This is a genomic window from Pseudomonas prosekii, assembly GCF_900105155.1.
Classification (GTDB): Bacteria; Pseudomonadota; Gammaproteobacteria; order Pseudomonadales; family Pseudomonadaceae; genus Aquipseudomonas; species Aquipseudomonas prosekii.
In genome coordinates this window covers 3746892-3764167 of the sequence record NZ_LT629762.1, presented here as the reverse complement: position 1 = coordinate 3764167, position 17276 = coordinate 3746892, and the positions used below count along the sequence as shown (strand labels likewise).

Sequence of the window (17276 nt, the reverse complement as noted above, 5' to 3'; positions counted from 1 at the left end):
AGACAAGCCATGAACAGCTTCGCCTCAACCATCAGCGCCCTGCCCTTTTCCGCACCGGCGCAGGATCTGTACTCACGAGTGTTCGATGCCATTCTCGAACAGCGCATTGATGCCCACAGCCGTTTTACCGAAGACAGCCTGGCGCAGCTGTTCAGCGTGCGCCGCAGTGATATTCGTGGCGTGCTGACGCGGTTGTCGCACCAGCATGTGATCGTGCTGCGCGCCAACCATCGGCCGCGTGTGGCGGTGCTTGATGGTGAGCAGACCCGGCAAATGCTGCACGCGCGGCGCCTGACCGAGGTCACGCTGATGCGCCTGGTGTGCCAGCAACCTCGCCCGCAGGATCTGCAGCCATTGCGCGATCTGGTGGCCAGCGAGCGCGAATGCACGGCGCCGGGCGCGGCGATTCGCTTGGCAGGGGAGTTTCATTTGTGTTTGGCGCAGATGGCCGGTAATGCACCGTTGGCGCATTTTCTCGGCAGTCTGGTGCCGCTGAGTTCGCTGGCGATTGCGCAGTCAGGTGCGCGTTTGGCTGAGGATTGCGCCTGGTCAGTTCACGCGCAGATGCTGGCGGCGGTTGAAGGTAGGAATGCCGAAGTGGCTGTGGCTTTGCTTAATCGGCATCTGGATCTGTTGGAAGAGCGGTTGCTGAACCCGCAGCCGACGTTGATCCGAAATCGCGTTGCCGGTTAGATCGTTATCGCGAGCAAGCTCGCTCCCACAGGGGAATGCATTCCAAATGTGGGAGCGAGCTTGCTCGCGATGAGGCCTGACCGTCACCGACGGTTTTGCGATTAGTCCGCCGCCACCCGCGCAAACCCCTCGCGAATCTTTTCTTCCGGCAAATCATCGGCAATAAACACAATCACGCTTTCGCGCGCCTCGCCCTCGGCCCACTCGGTGTCCCAGTCGAAGCCGTATAACTTCAATACGCCTTGAAACACCATGCGCCGCGGCTCACCGACGATGCTCAGCACGCCTTTGTAGCGCAGCAATTGCTTGCCATGTTGCTCCAGCAGTTCGTTCATGAACTCGCTGAGCTTGTCGATATCCAGCGGTTTGTCGGTACGCAGCACCAGGCTGGAAATGCGGTCGATGGACGGTGCTTTGCTCACCGGGCGCAGGCTCATGCCGCCGCCGAGATCGGCATTGAGGTTGAAACCGCGCACGTCGAGCAGTTCTGCCAGGTCGATCTGGCCGTGCTCGACAATGCGAATCGGCGCACGGCGGTTGATTCGGGTCAGGCGTTCGCTGAGGGCGTCGAAAGCCGCTTCGTCGATCAGATCGCGTTTGCTCACCAGCAAGCGGTCGGCAAAACCGATCTGCGCCTGAGCGATGGTTTGCGTCAGATGAGTGTCGGCATGCGCGGCGTCGACCAAGGTAATGATGCCGTCGAGGATATAGCGCTCGCGCAGTTCTTCATCGATGAAAAAGGTCTGCGCCACCGGGGCCGGGTCGGCGAGGCCGGTGCACTCGATCACCAGCCGGTCGAAGGCGATTTCGCCACTGTCGAGGCGTTCGAGCAGCAGGTACAGGGCTTTGGTCAGGTCGGTGTGAATGGTGCAGCAAACGCAGCCGTTGGACAGCGTCATGACTTGCACCGGCTCGTCGCCCAGCAGTTGCGTGTCGATGCCGGCGTCGCTGAATTCGTTTTCGATCACGGCAATTTTCAGCCCGTGCTCGGCTTTGAGCAGATGACGCAACAACGTGGTTTTACCCGCGCCAAGGAAACCGCTGAGGATCGTTACCGGAATGGGAGAGGACAACTGGAATCTCCTGTAGCAGAAATTAAGAGCACACCAAAAACAAAATGTAGGAGTGAGCCTGCTCGCGATGGCGGTGGGTCAGCAACCGAAATGTCGACTGACAGAATGCTATCGCGAGCAAGCTCGGCTCCCACATGGGATCGCCGTCCTGCGCAGATATTGCGTCCACCACAAAACAAAATGTAGGAGTGAGCCTGCTCGCGATGGCGGTGGGTCAGCAACCGAAATGTCGACTGACAGAATGCTATCGCGAGCAAGCTCGGCTCCCACAGGGTTTTGCGTTTCTTCAATGACAGCCGTTTAACAACACTTCGGCCCGGATTTGCCGCCGTAACGTGCTTCCTGACGTTCGCGGAAGAACATTTCGTAGGTCATCACCGGTTTGTCCGGGTGGTTGGTTTGCATGTGCTCGACGTAGTTGTCGTAATCGGGCATGCCGACCATCAGGCGCGCGGCCTGACCGAGGTATTTACCGAGGCGACTCAGGTCATTGAACATCGTTGCAATCCTCGATCAAGCATCCGGCAGCGCCTGGAATGGCGCTTCCTTATCCGTGCGTTCCTTGGTGCCCCAAGCGGCAATCCCGACTTTGAGCGCGTAGAACAGAATGCTGAACACCACAAACAGGAACAGTGCCGTCAGCGTCGCGTTGGTGTAGGCATTAAAGATCACGTGGTTCATCTGCGTAATGTCCTTGGCCGGAGCGAGGATCTGGCCATTGGCCAAGGCATCGCTGTATTTACGCGCCAGCGACAGGAAGCCGATCGCCGGATTCGCGTCGAACAGCTTGATGAAACCCGCCGTGGTGGTGCAGATCAGCAGCCAGACCGCTGGCAACATGGTCACCCAGATGTAGCGTTGGCGTTTCATTTTGATCAGCACAACCGTGGCAAGCATCAGCGCGATGCCGGCGAGCATCTGGTTGGAGATGCCGAACAGCGGCCACAAGGTATTGATCCCGCCCAGCGGATCGATCACGCCCTGATACAGCAACCAGCCCCACATCGCCACACAACCGGCGGTGGCGATCAGGTTGGCGGTCCAGGACTCGGTGCGTTTCAGCGCCGGAACGAACGAACCCAGCAAATCCTGAAGCATGAAACGTCCGGCACGCGTGCCCGCGTCCACCGCCGTCAGGATAAACAACGCCTCAAACAGAATCGCGAAGTGGTACCAGAACGCCATGGTGTTTTCACCCGGCAGCACGCTGTGCAGGATCTGCGCGATCCCGACCGCCAACGTCGGCGCACCACCGGCACGCGCCAGAATCGTCGTCTCGCCGATGTCATGCGCGACCGCTTGCAGCGCTTCCGGGGTAATCGCAAAACCCCAACTGCTGACGGTTTGCGCGACAGTCACCACGTCGGCGCCGACCACAGCGGCCGGGCTGTTCATGGCGAAATACACGCCTGGCTCAATCACCGAGGCGGCGACCATAGCCATGATCGCGACGAAGGATTCCATCAACATCGCGCCGTAGCCGATGTAGCGGGAATTGACTTCGTTATCCAACAACTTCGGCGTGGTACCGGAGGAGATCAGCGCGTGGAAACCGGACACCGCGCCACAGGCAATGGTGATGAACAGGAACGGGAATAGACCGCCCTTCCACACCGGCCCGGTGCCGTCGACGAATTGGGTCAGCGCGGGCATTTTCAGCTCGGGCATGGTCACCAGAATGCCAATCGCCAGAGCGATGATGGTGCCGATTTTGAGGAACGTGGACAGGTAATCGCGCGGCGCCAGGATCAGCCACACCGGCAACGAAGCAGCGACGAAACCATAACCGACCAGCATCCAGGTAATCTGCACGCCAGTGAAACTGAACGCCTTGGCCCACACCGGATCGGCGGCAATCTGCCCGCCCAGCCAGATCGAGCCCAACAGCAGCAGTACGCCAACAATGGAAATTTCACCGATGCGGCCCGGGCGGATGTAGCGCATGTAAATGCCCATGAACATCGCGATCGGGATGGTCGCCATCACCGTGAAAATCCCCCACGGGCTCTCGGCCAGGGCTTTGACCACGATCAGCGCCAGTACCGCGAGGATGATGATCATGATCAGGAAGCAGCCAAACAGCGCGATGGTCCCAGGGATACGGCCCATTTCTTCACGGACCATGTCGCCGAGCGACCGGCCGTTACGCCGCGTCGAGAGGAACAGGATCATGAAATCCTGCACCGCACCGGCCAGCACCACGCCGGCAATCAGCCACAGCGTGCCGGGCAGATAACCCATCTGCGCCGCCAGTACTGGACCGACCAAAGGCCCCGCGCCCGCAATGGCCGCGAAGTGGTGACCGAACAGGATGTGTTTGTTGGTCGGGACGTAGTCCAGGCCATCATTGTTGAGAACGGCGGGGGTGGCCCGACGTGGATCGAGTTGCATCACATGGGTTGCGATGAACAGGCTGTAGTAACGGTATGCAACGAGGTAAATGGCCACCGCGGCGACCACAATCCACAAGGCGTTGATCGCCTCGCCTCGGCGCAATGCCACTACGCCAAGGGCGCACGCTCCTACGATTGCCAGCAGCAGCCAGGGTAAGTGGCGTAGCAGGCTATTATTATTTTTCATTTTTATATTCCAGCCAGGGTGGACAAGAAAGACAGCCATCCGGAGTTTAGCTCGCCTGTCGATAAAGACCATACCCAACATTGGTCTAGAGCCATCAGCGTGTGGTCTGGAGCCATCAGCGTGTGGTCTGGAGCCATCAGCGTGCTGGCCGCGCTCGCCAATGCCGGTCTATAGTCAGGCAACCTTCACGAGGATTGCGCCATGAGTGACCAGCCTGCCGATCGCCGCCGCTTCAAACGAATCGAGTTCGATGCCCGCACCGAGCTGAGCCAGGGAGAATTAACCTGGCCAGTGAAGCTGATCGACCTGTCACTCAAGGGCTTGTTGATCGAGAAGCCCGAACCCTGGCTGGGTAATCCGGCGCATCATTTTCTGGTGGATATTCACCTGACCACTGACGTCGAGATCAAAATGGACGTCGAGTTGGCACACGACGACCACGGCCAGCTCGGCTTCGTCTGCAAACACATCAGCCTGGAATCCATCGAGCGCTTGCGGCGGTTGATCGAGTTCAACCTCGGCGACCCGGCAGAACTGGAGCGCGAGTTGGGTGCCCTGATCGAGGTTTAATAACCTGTACGGCCTTGTAGCAGCTGGCGAAGCCTGCGTTCGGCTGCGCAGCAGTCGTGAAGTCCGGCGACTCGGTGTTTCAGGAAAATCTCGCACTCAGGTTTTGCGTCTGCTTCGCAGCCGAACGCAGGCTTCGCCAGTTGCTACAGATTATGTTGCAAGCAATGGGGCAAGTTATTCGAAAAGAGCGTCCAGCGCCTGTTCCAGTCGGGTCACCGCGATAATCTGCAAGCCCGGTGGCGCTTCTTTCGGCGCGTTGCCCTTGGGCACGATCGCGCGTTTGAAGCCGTGTTTCGCCGCTTCCTTCAAGCGCTCCTGGCCACTCGGCACTGGGCGCACCTCGCCGGACAACCCGACTTCGCCGAACACCAGCAGGTCATGCGGCAGCGGCCGATTGCGCAGGCTCGACATCACCGCCGCCATCAGCGCCAGATCCGAGGCGGTTTCCAGCACTTTGACCCCGCCGACCACGTTGAGGAACACGTCCTGATCGTGGGTCGGAATCCCGCCATGGCGGTGCAATACCGCCAGCAGCATGGCCAGACGGTTCTGATCCAGCCCCAGCGTGACCCGGCGCGGGTTGGCCAAATGACTGTCATCGACCAGCGCCTGCACTTCGACCAGCATCGGTCGCGTGCCTTCCCACGTCGCCATCACCACACTGCCCGGGACTTCTTCCTGCGCGCGCGTAAGAAAAATCGCCGAAGGGTTGGAGACTTCTTTCAAACCCTTGTCGGTCATGCCGAACACGCCGAGTTCGTTGACTGCGCCGAAACGGTTTTTCACCGCCCGCAGCAGACGCAAACGGCCATCGGATTCGCCTTCGAAATACAACACGGTATCGACCATGTGCTCCAGCACCCGCGGGCCGGCGAGCGCGCCTTCCTTGGTAACGTGGCCGACGAGGAAAATCGCCGTGCCGCTCTGCTTGGCGTAACGCACCAGCAACGCCGCGCTCTCGCGCACCTGGGAAACACCGCCAGGCGCGGATTGCAGTTGTTCGGTGAAAATCGTCTGGATCGAGTCGATCACCATGACCTTGGGTTTTTCCAGACGGGCCGTGGCGATGATTGTTTCGATGCAGGTTTCGGTCATCACCCGCAGCTTGTCCTGAGGCAAACCGAGGCGACGCGCGCGCATCGCCACTTGTTGCTGGGATTCTTCGCCGGTGACATACAGCGCCGGCATGCTCTTGGCGAGGTTGCACAAGGTTTGCAACAGAATCGTCGATTTGCCGATGCCCGGATCACCGCCGATCAACACCACCGAGCCGTCTACCAGACCGCCGCCCAACACCCGATCGAGTTCACTGGAGGCCGTTGAGAAACGCGGAATTTCTTCGACGCTGACTTCCGCCAGGGTCTTGATCTGCGCCTGCTGGCCGGTCCAACCGGTGCGACCGCTGGGCGCCGCAGCACCGCCGCTCTCGACCATGGTTTCGGTCAGCGTGTTCCAGGCCCCGCACTCGCCGCACTGGCCCGCCCACTTGGGGAACGTTGAGCCGCACTCGGTGCAGCCGTACATGCGCTTGGCCTTGGCCATCTGAACTCCCGGGAAAAACCGCGATGATAGCTCAGCTGAGGCGGATCAGCGCGGCGCGGCGTTGCGGATTTCACCGCTGGCCAGACGCGCGGCGCTATTGCCCAGCGGATCTTCGGCATTCAGGTCGGCACCCTTGGCTTTCAGCGCATCGAGCAATTCCACGCGATTGAACAGTCCGGCGTACATCGCGGCAGTCTGCCCGGCGCCGTTGCGTTGATCGGGGCTGCAATCGCTGGCCAGCAAGGTGCGCGCGATGTGCATTTCACCCTTGAAAATAGCGCCCATCAGCGCCGTGTTGCCGCGTTGATCCTGTGCGCAGGCATCGGCGCCGGCGGCGAGCAAGCGGTTCACCGCATCCGTCTGACCGTGGTACGCCGCCAGAATCAGCGCGGTGTAACCCTTGGCGTCGCGGGTATCGAGGGAATAACCGGCGTCGATAAAGGTCTCGAGCATCGGCACATCGCCACGGCGCGCGGCGTCGAAATAGTAATCCTGCAGTTGCGCTTTCAGCGCGGCCGGGTCTTGCGTGACATCGGCCACAGGCTCGGCAAACGCACTCCACGAGAGCGCTGCCAGAAAAAAGCATAAATACCAACGCATGACTGGCTCCTTTGTTGTGACGTAGAGGTGGCGCAGAGGTGACGGAGCCTCGTACGAGGCCCCGCGTGTTCAGGCAAAAAAGCGATCAGTCCGCCAGTTTCGCCGCCAGTGCCTTGACCCGCGCCAGGTCACCCTTGGCCACTTTGGTGACGCCGGTGCCGTACTCGGGATCGGCCTTATAAAGGAAGGACAGCATGATGTGCTTGCTCTCATCGTCGGTGGTCGCCAACGATCCGCCGAAGCTGTCGATCAAGTCCTGACGCTCCTTCGGGCTGAACGAGCGATACAAATCGCCGGCCTGCTTGAAGTTCTGCTCATGCTGGATCTTCGCCTGCTGGGTGCTGCCGTTCAGCGCCGACTGGCTGTAGCGCGCGGTTTGCGCCTCTTCACGCGGCAGCAAACGGCTCGGCTGATAGTTCACACCAGAGCTGCTGGCGCCACTGTTCATCGCGCCATCCTGATTGCCATTGTTCACTGGCACTTTCGCTGCGTTGATCGGCAATTGCAGGGCGTTGGCGCCGAGGCGATACATTTGCGTATCGGCATAAGAGAACACTCGACCTTGCAACAAACGGTCTTCCGAAGGCTCGATACCTGGCACCAGATTGGCCGGAGCCATGGCAACTTGTTCGGTTTCCTGGAATACATTCGCCGGATTACGGTTCAACACCATTTGTCCAACTTTGCGCTCCGCAATACCCGGCCAGACCTTAGTTGCGTCCAATGGATCAAAATCAAACTTGTACAAGTCTTGCGGGTTGACCACTTGCACGTACAAGTCCCACTTCGGGAAGTTGCCTTTGTTGATGTTGGTGACCAAATCATTCGTCAAATGGCTGTAGTCCTGACCTTGAACTTTGACCACTTCTGCCGGATCGAGATTCTTGATCCCTTGCAAACTTTTCCAGTGAAACTTCACGTAGTGAACTTCACCTTTAGTGTTGATTAACTTGTAGGCATGAACACCGTTACCGTCCATCTGCCGATAACTGGCAGGTGTGCCAGCGTTGGAATACAACTCGGTCAGCGTGCGCGTGGCTTCCGGCACGTGGGAGAAGAAGTCGAAACGGCGCGAGTCGTCGTCAAGGTTCGTGCGCGGATCAGGTTTGAAGGCGTGGACCATGTCCGGGAATTTGATCGCGTCGCGGATGAAGAAGGTCGGGAAATTGTTGCCGACCAGGTCCCAGTTGCCGTCAGCGGTGTAGAACTTGGTGGCAAAACCGCGCGGGTCACGCAGGGTTTCCGGGGAATGGTTGCCATGCACCACCGCCGAGAAACGCACGAACACCGGGGTGCTCTGGCCGGCGGCGAACACTTTGGCTTTGGTCAGATCGCTGAGATCGTCGGTCACCGTGAAGGTGCCGTGGGCGCCGGTGCCGCGGGCGTGCACCACGCGCTCGGGAATGCGCTCGCGGTCAAAGCGCTGGAGTTTCTGGATCAACTGCACGTCTTGCAGGAGCACCGGGCCAGTGGCGCCGGCAGTTTGCGAGTTCTGGTTATCGCCGACGGCGGCACCGTTATCGCGGGTCAGGGTGGCTGCACTCACAGAAAACGACAGCAGGCCGGCGCTCAAAACGCCGAGGGCGCGGCGATGGGGAAAAGCCCCGAGGCCAAGGGAAATTTGCATTGGAGATTCCTCTGATTTTTTAAGGCGCATCCAGGTGCGCTCAACAGAGGCTAGAGACCGCTGGCGCAAAATCTAAATAGAAATGCCCAACCGCAGCGATAGGGAAAACGGGCTGGAAGCCACGGTCTAGACGGGGTAACCGCGCGCGAGTGATGGCTTTTTGTAAACTTTTCGCAATCAGGCGGGTCGACTGCAGGCAAGCCATGTAAGCAGGTGTTTCGAGCGAGATGCGTTTTGCTGATTTACACTGCGTTCACCAATCTCATCTGTAACAAGGAAATCACCTATGGGCGTGATAAACGAGTTCAAGGCCTTCGCGGTCAAAGGCAATGTGGTCGACATGGCCGTCGGTATCATCATCGGCGCCGCGTTTGGCAAGATCGTTTCGTCGTTCGTCGGCGACGTGATCATGCCACCCCTCGGTCTGCTGATCGGTGGGGTGGATTTCAGTGATCTGGCCATTACGCTCAAGGCTGCCAACGGCGACATCCCGGCGGTTGTGCTGGCGTACGGCAAGTTTATCCAGACCATGATCGACTTCGTGATCGTTGCGTTCGCGATCTTCATGGGCGTCAAACTGATCAACCGTTTGAAGCGTGAAGAGGCCGTGGCGCCGAAGCTGCCGCCAGTGCCGACCAAAGAAGAAGAGCTGTTGAGCGAGATCCGCGATCTGCTCAAGGCGCAGAACGAACAACCGAGAAGGTTGGAGTGATAAAAAACGGCGCCTGCGGGGCGCCGTTTTTTTTACCAGCGGTTTTTTACCAGCCGTTTTTTACCAATAGCTCTCTACCAGTAGTTCTCTACCGCGACCTGCCCGGGCCGGCGACTCAGGCTGAGGTTCATGTCGCGTTGTTTGAGCAGCTTGCGGGTGTCGTCGATCATCTGCGGGTTGCCGCAAATCATCACGCGCGAGTGCTCCGGCGTCAGCGCCACGCCTGCCGCGCGCTCCAGTTCGCCATTCTCGATCAGGGTGGTAATCCGCCCATTGAGCGCGCCGTCGAACTGCTCGCGGGAAACGGTGGGGATGAAGTGCAGTTTGTGCGCGTACTCGGCCAGGTAATCGCGCTGCGCCAGCCCCGCGATCAAGTCCCGATACGCCAGCTCCCGTCCCTCGCGCACGCTGTAGACCAGGATGATGCGCTCGAATTTCTCCCAGACTTCGAAGTCCTGCAGGATCGACAGAAACGGCGCTACCCCGGTGCCTGTGGATAACAGCCACAAGTCGCGACCATCGACGAAGCGATCAAGCGTCAGGTAACCCGTGGCCATTTTCTCGATCAGCAAGGTGTCGCCGACTTTCAAGCGGCTCAGCTCACTGGTGAATTCGCCGCCCGGCACGACAATCGAGAAGAATTCGAGAAACTCGTCATGCGGCGAAGAAACCATCGAATAGGCGCGCCACACCGTGCTGCCATCAGCCTTGGTCACGCCCAATCGGGCGAACTGCCCCGCAACAAAACGAAAGCCCGAATCCCGCGTGGTGCGCAGGGTAAACAGGCTCGGGGTCAGTGGCTGAACGTCGAGCAGGGTCTGGCGGGTGAATTTTTCTGCACTGGCAGTCATGGGGCACTCCATCGGACAGGTGCGCCAGTGTCCCGCAAAGCAGGCGGGTTAAACACCGATGGTTTGTAGTGGCATTCCCTGAATTGTTTTATCGCAAGGCCGCGAGCGAAGTTTTTGACGGCGCTGAATCACCGGTTAAATGAACTGCAATAGTGTTTACATTATGAAGTTCATCTTAATCGTTACAGAACCATTACAACCTTAAGAACTCATTTATCGAATTATTGAACGTTTCCATAACAAAATAGTCGGGGTGTTTTCTGAGGATTAGTCCTACACTCCGGGCGTGCCGGATCATTGGATCCAATATGCACCCCGACGAAATACGTAAATGGAGATTACGGTAATGGAAATATGGAAGGAGACGCAGCTCACTCAGTTGTCGTGCGCCAAAGAGTTTGATACCGCGTACCAGATTTCACTCAACTTCATCAAAAATCTGGGCTTCAAGTTTTGCGCGTTCTCAACCACCTCCAAGGCGCCGACCACATCGACCACCACATTTATGCGCAACAACTTCCCCCCAGACTGGAACACTCTTTACGAACAGAACAAATTCGATGCTATTGACCCTATCGCCGCCCACTGCACGCAATCGATGTTGCCGATTCTTTGGTCCGAACACGCTTTCGCCAAAACCCCATGGATCTGGCAGGCCATGCAAGAGCAAAAGCTGCAGCACGGCTGGTCGCAATCGATCCACGACGAGGAAAATGACCTGTGCAGCGTTTTGAGCCTGGCCCGAAGCCACTGTGAGGTGACGGCGTATGAGATGTATGAAAACCTCGGGTTCACGGTGTTCATCAGTCGCCATTTGCACGCCTTGGCCGCGATGGCGCTACCCAGGAAACCCCCTGCGCCAAGCATCCCGCACCTGTCTGCGCGAGAGATCGAAGTGCTGAAATTATCGGCCGACGGCAAGACCGCCTACGAGATTTCGCGGAACCTCAACCTGAGCGAACGCACGGTGAACTTCCACGTGCACCGCTCCATCGAGAAACTCGGCGTGTGCAACAAGATTTCCGCTGTGATCAAAGCCACCCGGGTCGGCGTCATCTGAGGACGCTGTACTCAGGGAAAACCTGCGAGTAATCCAACCGAAAAAAACGTACCATTTGCGATCCGTCCAGAGTGATGACGTGGGAACCTCCACGGCGCAGTCCACTCGGCCGTTTCTGCCCGCTACATCGCCCCAGGGCTGCGGGATACCCGTTGATTATCCAGAGCCCCCCGCCCCATGCCTTTGCTCGAAACACCTTTCGCCGAACTCGACCTGATCCGCCAGCCCGAACAGCAGAACGAACCGCTGCAAGCCTTCGATGCCGCGGACGAGTACTTGCTCAATCATCTGGCCGAACAGCAACCGAGCGCTGACTGCAGAGTGTTGGTGCTCAACGACAGTTTTGGCGCATTGGCTGCGAGCCTCGCGGGCAAGGTCCGGATCACCAGCAGTGGTGATTCGTATCTGGCGTTTCAGGGTCTGGAAAAGAATTTGATTCGTAACGGCCTGAGTTTCGACGCCGTGCCGAGTGTGCCGGCCAACGAAGCCTTGGTCGGGCCGTTTGATCGTGTATTGATCCGCGTGCCAAAAACCCTCGCCCTGCTCGAAGAACAATTGATTCGCCTGCAAAGCCAATTGGCGCCGGGCGCGCAGGTGATTGCTGCGGCGATGGTCAAGCACCTGCCGCGTGCGGCAGGCGATCTGCTCGAACGTTATATCGGCCCGGTTCAGGCGTCGTTGGCGGTGAAAAAAGCGCGTTTGCTGATTGCCACACCAGAAGCGAAAGCGCCGGCCACCTCGCCCTACCCTTCGCGTTACCTGCTCGACGAGCCGGCCATCGAACTGCTCAACCACGCCAACGTGTTCTGCCGCGAAGGCCTGGATATCGGCACGCGCGCGTTCCTGCCGCACCTGCCGAAAAACCTTGGCGCGGCGCGCGTGGCTGATCTCGGTTGCGGCAACGGCGTATTGGCGATCGCCAGCGCCCTGCAAAATCCTGACGCGCAGTACACGCTGGTGGACGAGTCGTTCATGGCCGTGCAATCGGCCAGCGAAAACTGGCGTGCGGCGCTGGGCGAGCGCGAGGTGATCGTGCGAGCGGGTGATGGTCTGGCCGGGCAGGAAGCACAATCGCTGGACGTGGTTTTGTGCAATCCGCCGTTTCATCAGCAGCAAGTGGTCGGTGACTTCCTGGCCTGGCGCATGTTCCAGCAGGCTCGCGAAGCGCTGGTGGTGGGTGGCGCGCTGTATATCGTCGGCAATCGTCATTTGGGTTATCACAGCAAACTGGCGCGGCTGTTTCGCGGGGTCGAGCAAGTGGCGGCGACGCCGAAATTCGTCATTCTGAAAGCGCGTAAATAATCCCGGGCAAAAAAAACCCTCCATCAGGAGGGTTGAGAAACCGTGTCACAAGGCACGGAACGGGAATAGGTGAATGCCTTCAGTGCGTGCTCAGGCCCGCGGCATTCATGAACATGCGCATCAGGCTGGCGACGATGAACAGCGCCACGACGCTGCCGGTCCAGATCATCGCCAACCATCCGAGCCGCTGCCACAGCGGCTTTTTTTCGGCCTGTTGAATCTCGTGCAGGGACGGTTTGGTGGACATGATTGCAATCCTCATTTGAGGGTGATGGCGTCTGGGAAGACGCCTTCGCGAGCAAGCTCTGCTCCTACAGGTGCGGTGGCGTCCGGGGGGACGCCTTCGCGAGCAAGCTCTGCTCCTACGGGTGCGGTGGCGTCCGGGGGGACGCCTTTGCGAGAGAAAGCTCTGCTCCTACGGGTACGCGGTTCGGCTAGTGGTAGCCATCTTCATGGGTGACTTTGCCGCGGAACACGTAGTAGCTCCAGAAGGTGTAACCCAGGATGAACGGGATAATGAACAGCGTGCCGACCAGCATGAAGCCTTGGCTTTGCGGCGGTGCGGCGGCGTCCCAGATCGAGATCGACGGCGGCACAATGTTTGGCCACAAGCTGATGCCCAAGCCGCTGTAGCCGAGGAAGATCAGCACCAGCGTCAGCAGGAACGGCGTGTAATGCGCGTTGCGAGCGACGGCGCGGATCAGACCGTACATGGTCACCAGAACCAGGATCGGCACCGGCAGGAACCAGAACAGATTCGGCAGCGTGAACCAGCGCGCGGCGATGTCGGCGTGGGCCAACGGCGTCCAGATACTGACGATGCCGATCACCGCCAACACCACGAACGCCAAGGGCCGCGCGAGGTTGTGCATCTGCTCTTGCAACTTGCCTTCGGTCTTCATGATCAGCCAGGTGCAACCGAGCAACGCGTAGGCAATCACCAGCGCTACGCCGCAGAACATGGTGAACGGCGTCGCCCAGTCGAGTGAGCCGCCGGCGAACTGGCGGTCGACCACCGGCAAACCGTCGATAAACGCCCCGAGCGCTACGCCCTGGAAGAACGTCGCCGCCACCGAACCACCGATGAACGCCTTGTCCCACAGGTGCCGCTTGTCGTCCTTGGCTTTGAAGCGGAATTCGAACGCGACGCCGCGAAAGATCAGCCCGATGAGCATGAAGATCAGCGGCAGGTACAACGCCGAGAGCACCACCGAATAAGCCAGCGGAAACGCCCCGAACAACGCCGCGCCGCCGAGTACCAGCCAGGTTTCGTTACCGTCCCAGACTGGCGCCACGGTGTTCATCATTACGTCACGGTCGGTTTTGCCGGGGATGAACGGGAAGAGAATCCCGATGCCCAGGTCAAAGCCGTCCATGACCACGTACATCATGATGCCGAAGATGATGATCACGGCCCAGATCAGTGGAAGATCAATACCCATGATTCAAATCTCCTTGGTCACGGTGTGGTCGGCATCGGCATTGTCGTCGTCGGCTGCGGACAGCGGACGGGCCGGCGTGCGTTTCTTGCCTGGACCACCCTCGTTGGTTTCCTTGCCCTCGTCGATCTTCGGACCTTTGCGCACCAGTCGCATCATGTAGCCGAGGCCGGCGCCGAACAGCGCGAAATAAACCACCACGAACAGCACCAGGGTGATGCTCATCTGCATAAAGCTGTGATTGGAGGACGCATCCGCCGTGCGCATCAAACCGTAAACCACCCACGGCTGACGGCCGATTTCGGTGGTGAACCAACCGGCGAGAATCGCGATCAGGCCGGACGGGCCCATCCACAATGCGAGGTACAGGAACGGCCGCGAGGTGTAGAGACGATCACCCTTGCGCAGCCACAGGCTCCACAAACCGGTGAAGATCATCAGGAACCCGAGGCCGACCATGGTCCGGAACGACCAGAACACGATGGTCGAATTCGGCCGGTCTTCCGGCGGGAAGTCCTTGAGTGCCGGCACTTGCTTGTCCAGCGAGTGGGTCAGGATCAGGCTGCCGAGGTACGGGATTTCCACGGCAAACTTGGTCCGCTCTTCTTTCATGTCAGGCCAGCCGAACAGGATCAGCGGCGTCGGCTCATCGCCCTTGTTTTCCCAGTGACCTTCAATCGCGGCGATTTTTGCCGGTTGATGCTTGAGGGTGTTGAGGCCGTGGAAGTCGCCGATTACCGCTTGAATCGGGGCGACGATCAACGCCATCCACATCGCCATCGACAGCATCGTGCGAATCGCCGGGTTGTCCTTGCCGCGCAGCAAATGCCAGGCCGCCGAGGAACCGACGAAGAACGCGGTCGCGACGAATGCGGCAGTGGCCATGTGCATCAAGCGGTACGGGAACGACGGGTTGAAGATCACCGCCAGCCAGTCCACCGGAATCACGCGGCCGTCGATGATTTCGAAGCCTTGCGGGGTCTGCATCCAGCTGTTGGACGCGAGAATCCAGAACGTCGAGATCAACGTGCCGACGGCCACCATGACGGTGGAGAAGAAGTGCAGGTTGCGCCCGACCTTGTTCCAGCCGAACAGCATGACGCCGAGGAAACCGGCTTCGAGGAAGAATGCCGTGAGTACTTCATAGGTCAGCAGCGGCCCGGTGACGGCGCCGGCGAAGTCTGAGAAGCGGCTCCAGTTGGTGCCGAACTGATACGCCATGACCAGCCCGGAGACCACGCCCATGCCGAAGTTGACGGCAAAGATCTTCGACCAGAAATGGTAGAGGTCGCGGTAGGTGTCGTTGTTGGTTTTCAGCCACAGGCCTTCGAGCACCGCCAGGTAACTCGCCAGACCAATGGTGATGGCCGGGAACAGGATGTGGAACGAGATGGTGAACGCGAACTGCATCCGGGCGAGATCAAGCGCCTCCAAACCGAACATAAGTCTTCCTCTATCAGGTAATACCGGCTGTAGGGCTTATGGCCCTGCACCCACTCTGGCCCCACGGATATGGAGTGTGGCGAAATTCAATTGGTTCTTTTTTATAAGCGTCACAGCGTAGGGAGTCTGGCCATGTGGCCGCCGGATCATTTCCCATAAGGGTTTTGATCTGGATCAAGCAATGTTGAAAGAGTAGTCGCATTTCGGACGATGGCCGCTGTGGTCGATTGCCGCGTGACAGGTTGCCTCAGAGGATTGGCCATCAAGCCACATGGCCCCTGTAGCAGCTGGCGAAGCCTGCGTCCGGCTGCGAAGCAGTCGTTCTTCCTGTGACCTCGGCTGACCTGATGCACCGTGGTGTCTGGCCTTACGGCTGCTTCGCAGGCTGCGCCAGCTGCTACATGGGATCTCGTACGCCGGAGTGATTTGATCGTTGTCTTGCTAACTAAATTTTCCTTCACCGTAACTTCCGGTTACAGCTTGGTGATACCCTCGACCTTCCCCACGCCCAAGACCTGCCTTCAGATGCCCAGCCAAGCGCCCCTGCTGTTACGTCACCACCGTCCTTTTCTCGCGTTCTGGCTGGCTCGGGTGTTTACCGCCAGCGGGTTTCAGATGCTCACCGTGGCGATCGGCTGGAATCTCTACCAACTGACCGGTAACGTGCTGGATCTGGGTCTGGTCGGTCTGGTTGAATTCGCCCCGCGCGTGCTGTTCATGCTGCACACCGGGCATGTCGCCGACCGGTACGACCGGCGCAAAGTCGCGGCAATCTGCCAGTCGCTGCAAGCGTTGATCGCGTTGTCGCTGGCAATCGGCAGCGCCACTGACCACGTCACCCGCGAGATGATCTTCATCCTCGCGTTCCTGCTCGGCGCCGCGCGCTCCTTCGAAATGCCGACCACCCAAGCCCTGCTGCCGAGCATCGTGCCCAGCACCTTGTTCCCGCGCGCCGTCGCCGCCGCGCAATCGGCGCAGCAATCGGCAACCATCGTCGCCCCGGCGCTCGGCGGTTTGCTTTACGCCTTCGGCAGCGTCTGGGTGTATGGCCCGACGGTGATTCTGTACATCATCGCGTGCGGCCTGATGCTCAACCTGCCCGCCCGGCAGACGCCGTTGAACAAGGGCAAAGCGACCATGGATTCGTTGCTGGCGGGGATTCGTTTCATTCGCAGCCGCCCGGACATTCTCGGGGCGATTTCCCTCGACCTGTTCGCCGTGCTGCTCGGCGGCGCCACCGCGCTGCTGCCGGTGTTCGCCAAGGACATCTTGCTCACCGGCCCGTGGGGCTTGGGCCTGCTGCGTTCGGCGCCAGCAGTGGGCGCGTTGCTGATGTCGCTGTACCTCGCCCGATTTGCCGTGGAGCGCAAAGTCGGCCGGGTGATGTTCACGGCGGTCGGGATCTTCGGCGTCGCGACCATTGCGTTCGGCCTGTCGACGTCGTTCTGGTTTTCCCTTGCGGTGCTGGTAGTGCTGGGCGCGGCGGACATGATCAGCATGGTCATCCGCGCGTCGTTTGTGCAGTTGGAAACCCCGGATGAAATGCGCGGCCGGGTCAGCGCCGTGAACGGCTTGTTCATCGGCGCCTCGAATCAACTGGGCGAATTCGAATCCGGGCTCACCGCCCACTGGTTCGGCACCGTGCCGGCCGTGGTCATGGGCGGCATCGGGACGCTGGTGGTGACCGGCACCTGGATCAAACTGTTCCCGACCTTGGCCAACCGCGACCGCATGAGCGAATTGGTCGAAGAGGCCAAGGTCTAGCGCACGTTGGACGAACTGCC

The 17276-nt window shown here is 59.5% G+C and carries 16 protein-coding genes; 6 read left to right on the top strand and 10 right to left on the bottom strand.

The features are described 5' to 3' along the window. Nucleotides 1-9: 9 nt before the first annotated feature. Entirely contained in the window at nt 10-693 is a 684-nt protein-coding gene (locus BLU01_RS17095; RefSeq protein ID WP_092277779.1) for a GntR family transcriptional regulator, read from the top strand. Nucleotides 694-794: 101 nt separating this feature from the next. On the opposite strand, the gene yjiA is transcribed toward BLU01_RS17095, so the two are convergent. The 3 genes from yjiA to BLU01_RS17080 all read right to left on the bottom strand — a co-directional run bounded on the left by yjiA (nt 795) and on the right by BLU01_RS17080 (nt 4346). Further along, complete coding sequence (gene yjiA, locus BLU01_RS17090) at nt 795-1766, bottom strand: GTPase (protein ID WP_092277777.1); 972 nt, start codon at nt 1764-1766, stop codon at nt 795-797. A 300-nt stretch (nt 1767-2066) separates the two neighbouring features. Beyond that, complete coding sequence (locus BLU01_RS17085; RefSeq protein ID WP_092269411.1) at nt 2067-2264, bottom strand: YbdD/YjiX family protein; 198 nt, start codon at nt 2262-2264, stop codon at nt 2067-2069. Between the two features lie 15 nt (nt 2265-2279). Beyond that, nucleotides 2280-4346 carry a carbon starvation CstA family protein gene (locus BLU01_RS17080; RefSeq protein ID WP_092277775.1) on the bottom strand — a complete coding sequence of 689 codons (2067 nt, stop codon included), beginning with the start codon at nt 4344-4346 and terminating at the stop codon, nt 2280-2282. Between the two features lie 201 nt (nt 4347-4547). Between BLU01_RS17080 and BLU01_RS17075 the strand changes: the two genes are divergently transcribed. Beyond that, the gene (locus BLU01_RS17075) at nt 4548-4916 is read left to right on the top strand and encodes a PilZ domain-containing protein (RefSeq protein ID WP_092277773.1); all 369 of its coding nucleotides are present in this window, start codon (nt 4548-4550) and stop codon (nt 4914-4916) included. Nucleotides 4917-5090: 174 nt separating this feature from the next. Here the strand turns inward: BLU01_RS17075 and radA are convergent, their stop codons facing one another. The 3 genes from radA to BLU01_RS17060 all read right to left on the bottom strand — a co-directional run bounded on the left by radA (nt 5091) and on the right by BLU01_RS17060 (nt 8685). Beyond that, a complete protein-coding gene (radA, locus tag BLU01_RS17070; protein WP_092277771.1) occupies nt 5091-6458 on the bottom strand; it encodes a DNA repair protein RadA in 1368 nt (455 codons plus the stop codon). A 45-nt stretch (nt 6459-6503) separates the two neighbouring features. Next, nucleotides 6504-7058 carry an ankyrin repeat domain-containing protein gene (locus BLU01_RS17065; protein WP_092277769.1) on the bottom strand — a complete coding sequence of 185 codons (555 nt, stop codon included), beginning with the start codon at nt 7056-7058 and terminating at the stop codon, nt 6504-6506. A gap of 85 nt (nt 7059-7143) precedes the next feature. Beyond that, nucleotides 7144-8685 (bottom strand): catalase, encoded by a 1542-nt coding sequence (locus BLU01_RS17060; RefSeq protein WP_092277767.1) that lies wholly within the window; start codon nt 8683-8685, stop codon nt 7144-7146. A gap of 286 nt (nt 8686-8971) precedes the next feature. Between BLU01_RS17060 and mscL the strand changes: the two genes are divergently transcribed. After that, a complete protein-coding gene (gene mscL / locus BLU01_RS17055) occupies nt 8972-9397 on the top strand; it encodes a large-conductance mechanosensitive channel protein MscL (RefSeq protein ID WP_092277765.1) in 426 nt (141 codons plus the stop codon). Between the two features lie 74 nt (nt 9398-9471). Here the strand turns inward: mscL and BLU01_RS17050 are convergent, their stop codons facing one another. Continuing rightward, on the bottom strand, nt 9472-10248 hold the full coding sequence (locus BLU01_RS17050) for a ferredoxin--NADP reductase (RefSeq protein WP_092277763.1): 777 nt from the start codon (nt 10246-10248) through the stop codon (nt 9472-9474). Nucleotides 10249-10594: 346 nt separating this feature from the next. On the opposite strand from BLU01_RS17050, the gene BLU01_RS17045 reads away from it, so the two are divergent. Next, entirely contained in the window at nt 10595-11308 is a 714-nt protein-coding gene (locus BLU01_RS17045) for a helix-turn-helix transcriptional regulator (RefSeq protein ID WP_092277761.1), read from the top strand. A gap of 177 nt (nt 11309-11485) precedes the next feature. After that, a complete protein-coding gene (locus BLU01_RS17040; RefSeq protein ID WP_092277759.1) occupies nt 11486-12610 on the top strand; it encodes a methyltransferase in 1125 nt (374 codons plus the stop codon). Nucleotides 12611-12689: 79 nt separating this feature from the next. Here BLU01_RS17040 and BLU01_RS17035 read toward each other — a convergent pair whose 3' ends face one another. From BLU01_RS17035 to BLU01_RS17025, 3 genes are all read right to left on the bottom strand, one after another. Further along, on the bottom strand, nt 12690-12857 hold the full coding sequence (locus BLU01_RS17035; protein WP_092277757.1) for a DUF2474 domain-containing protein: 168 nt from the start codon (nt 12855-12857) through the stop codon (nt 12690-12692). Nucleotides 12858-13044: 187 nt separating this feature from the next. Further along, entirely contained in the window at nt 13045-14052 is a 1008-nt protein-coding gene (gene cydB, locus BLU01_RS17030) for a cytochrome d ubiquinol oxidase subunit II (protein WP_092277755.1), read from the bottom strand. Between the two features lie 3 nt (nt 14053-14055). After that, nucleotides 14056-15492, bottom strand: a complete 1437-nt coding sequence (locus tag BLU01_RS17025) for a cytochrome ubiquinol oxidase subunit I (protein ID WP_092277753.1) — start codon at nt 15490-15492, stop codon at nt 14056-14058. A gap of 525 nt (nt 15493-16017) precedes the next feature. Between BLU01_RS17025 and BLU01_RS17020 the strand changes: the two genes are divergently transcribed. After that, nucleotides 16018-17256, top strand: a complete 1239-nt coding sequence (locus BLU01_RS17020; RefSeq protein ID WP_092277751.1) for an MFS transporter — start codon at nt 16018-16020, stop codon at nt 17254-17256. Nucleotides 17257-17276: the final 20 nt, after the last annotated feature.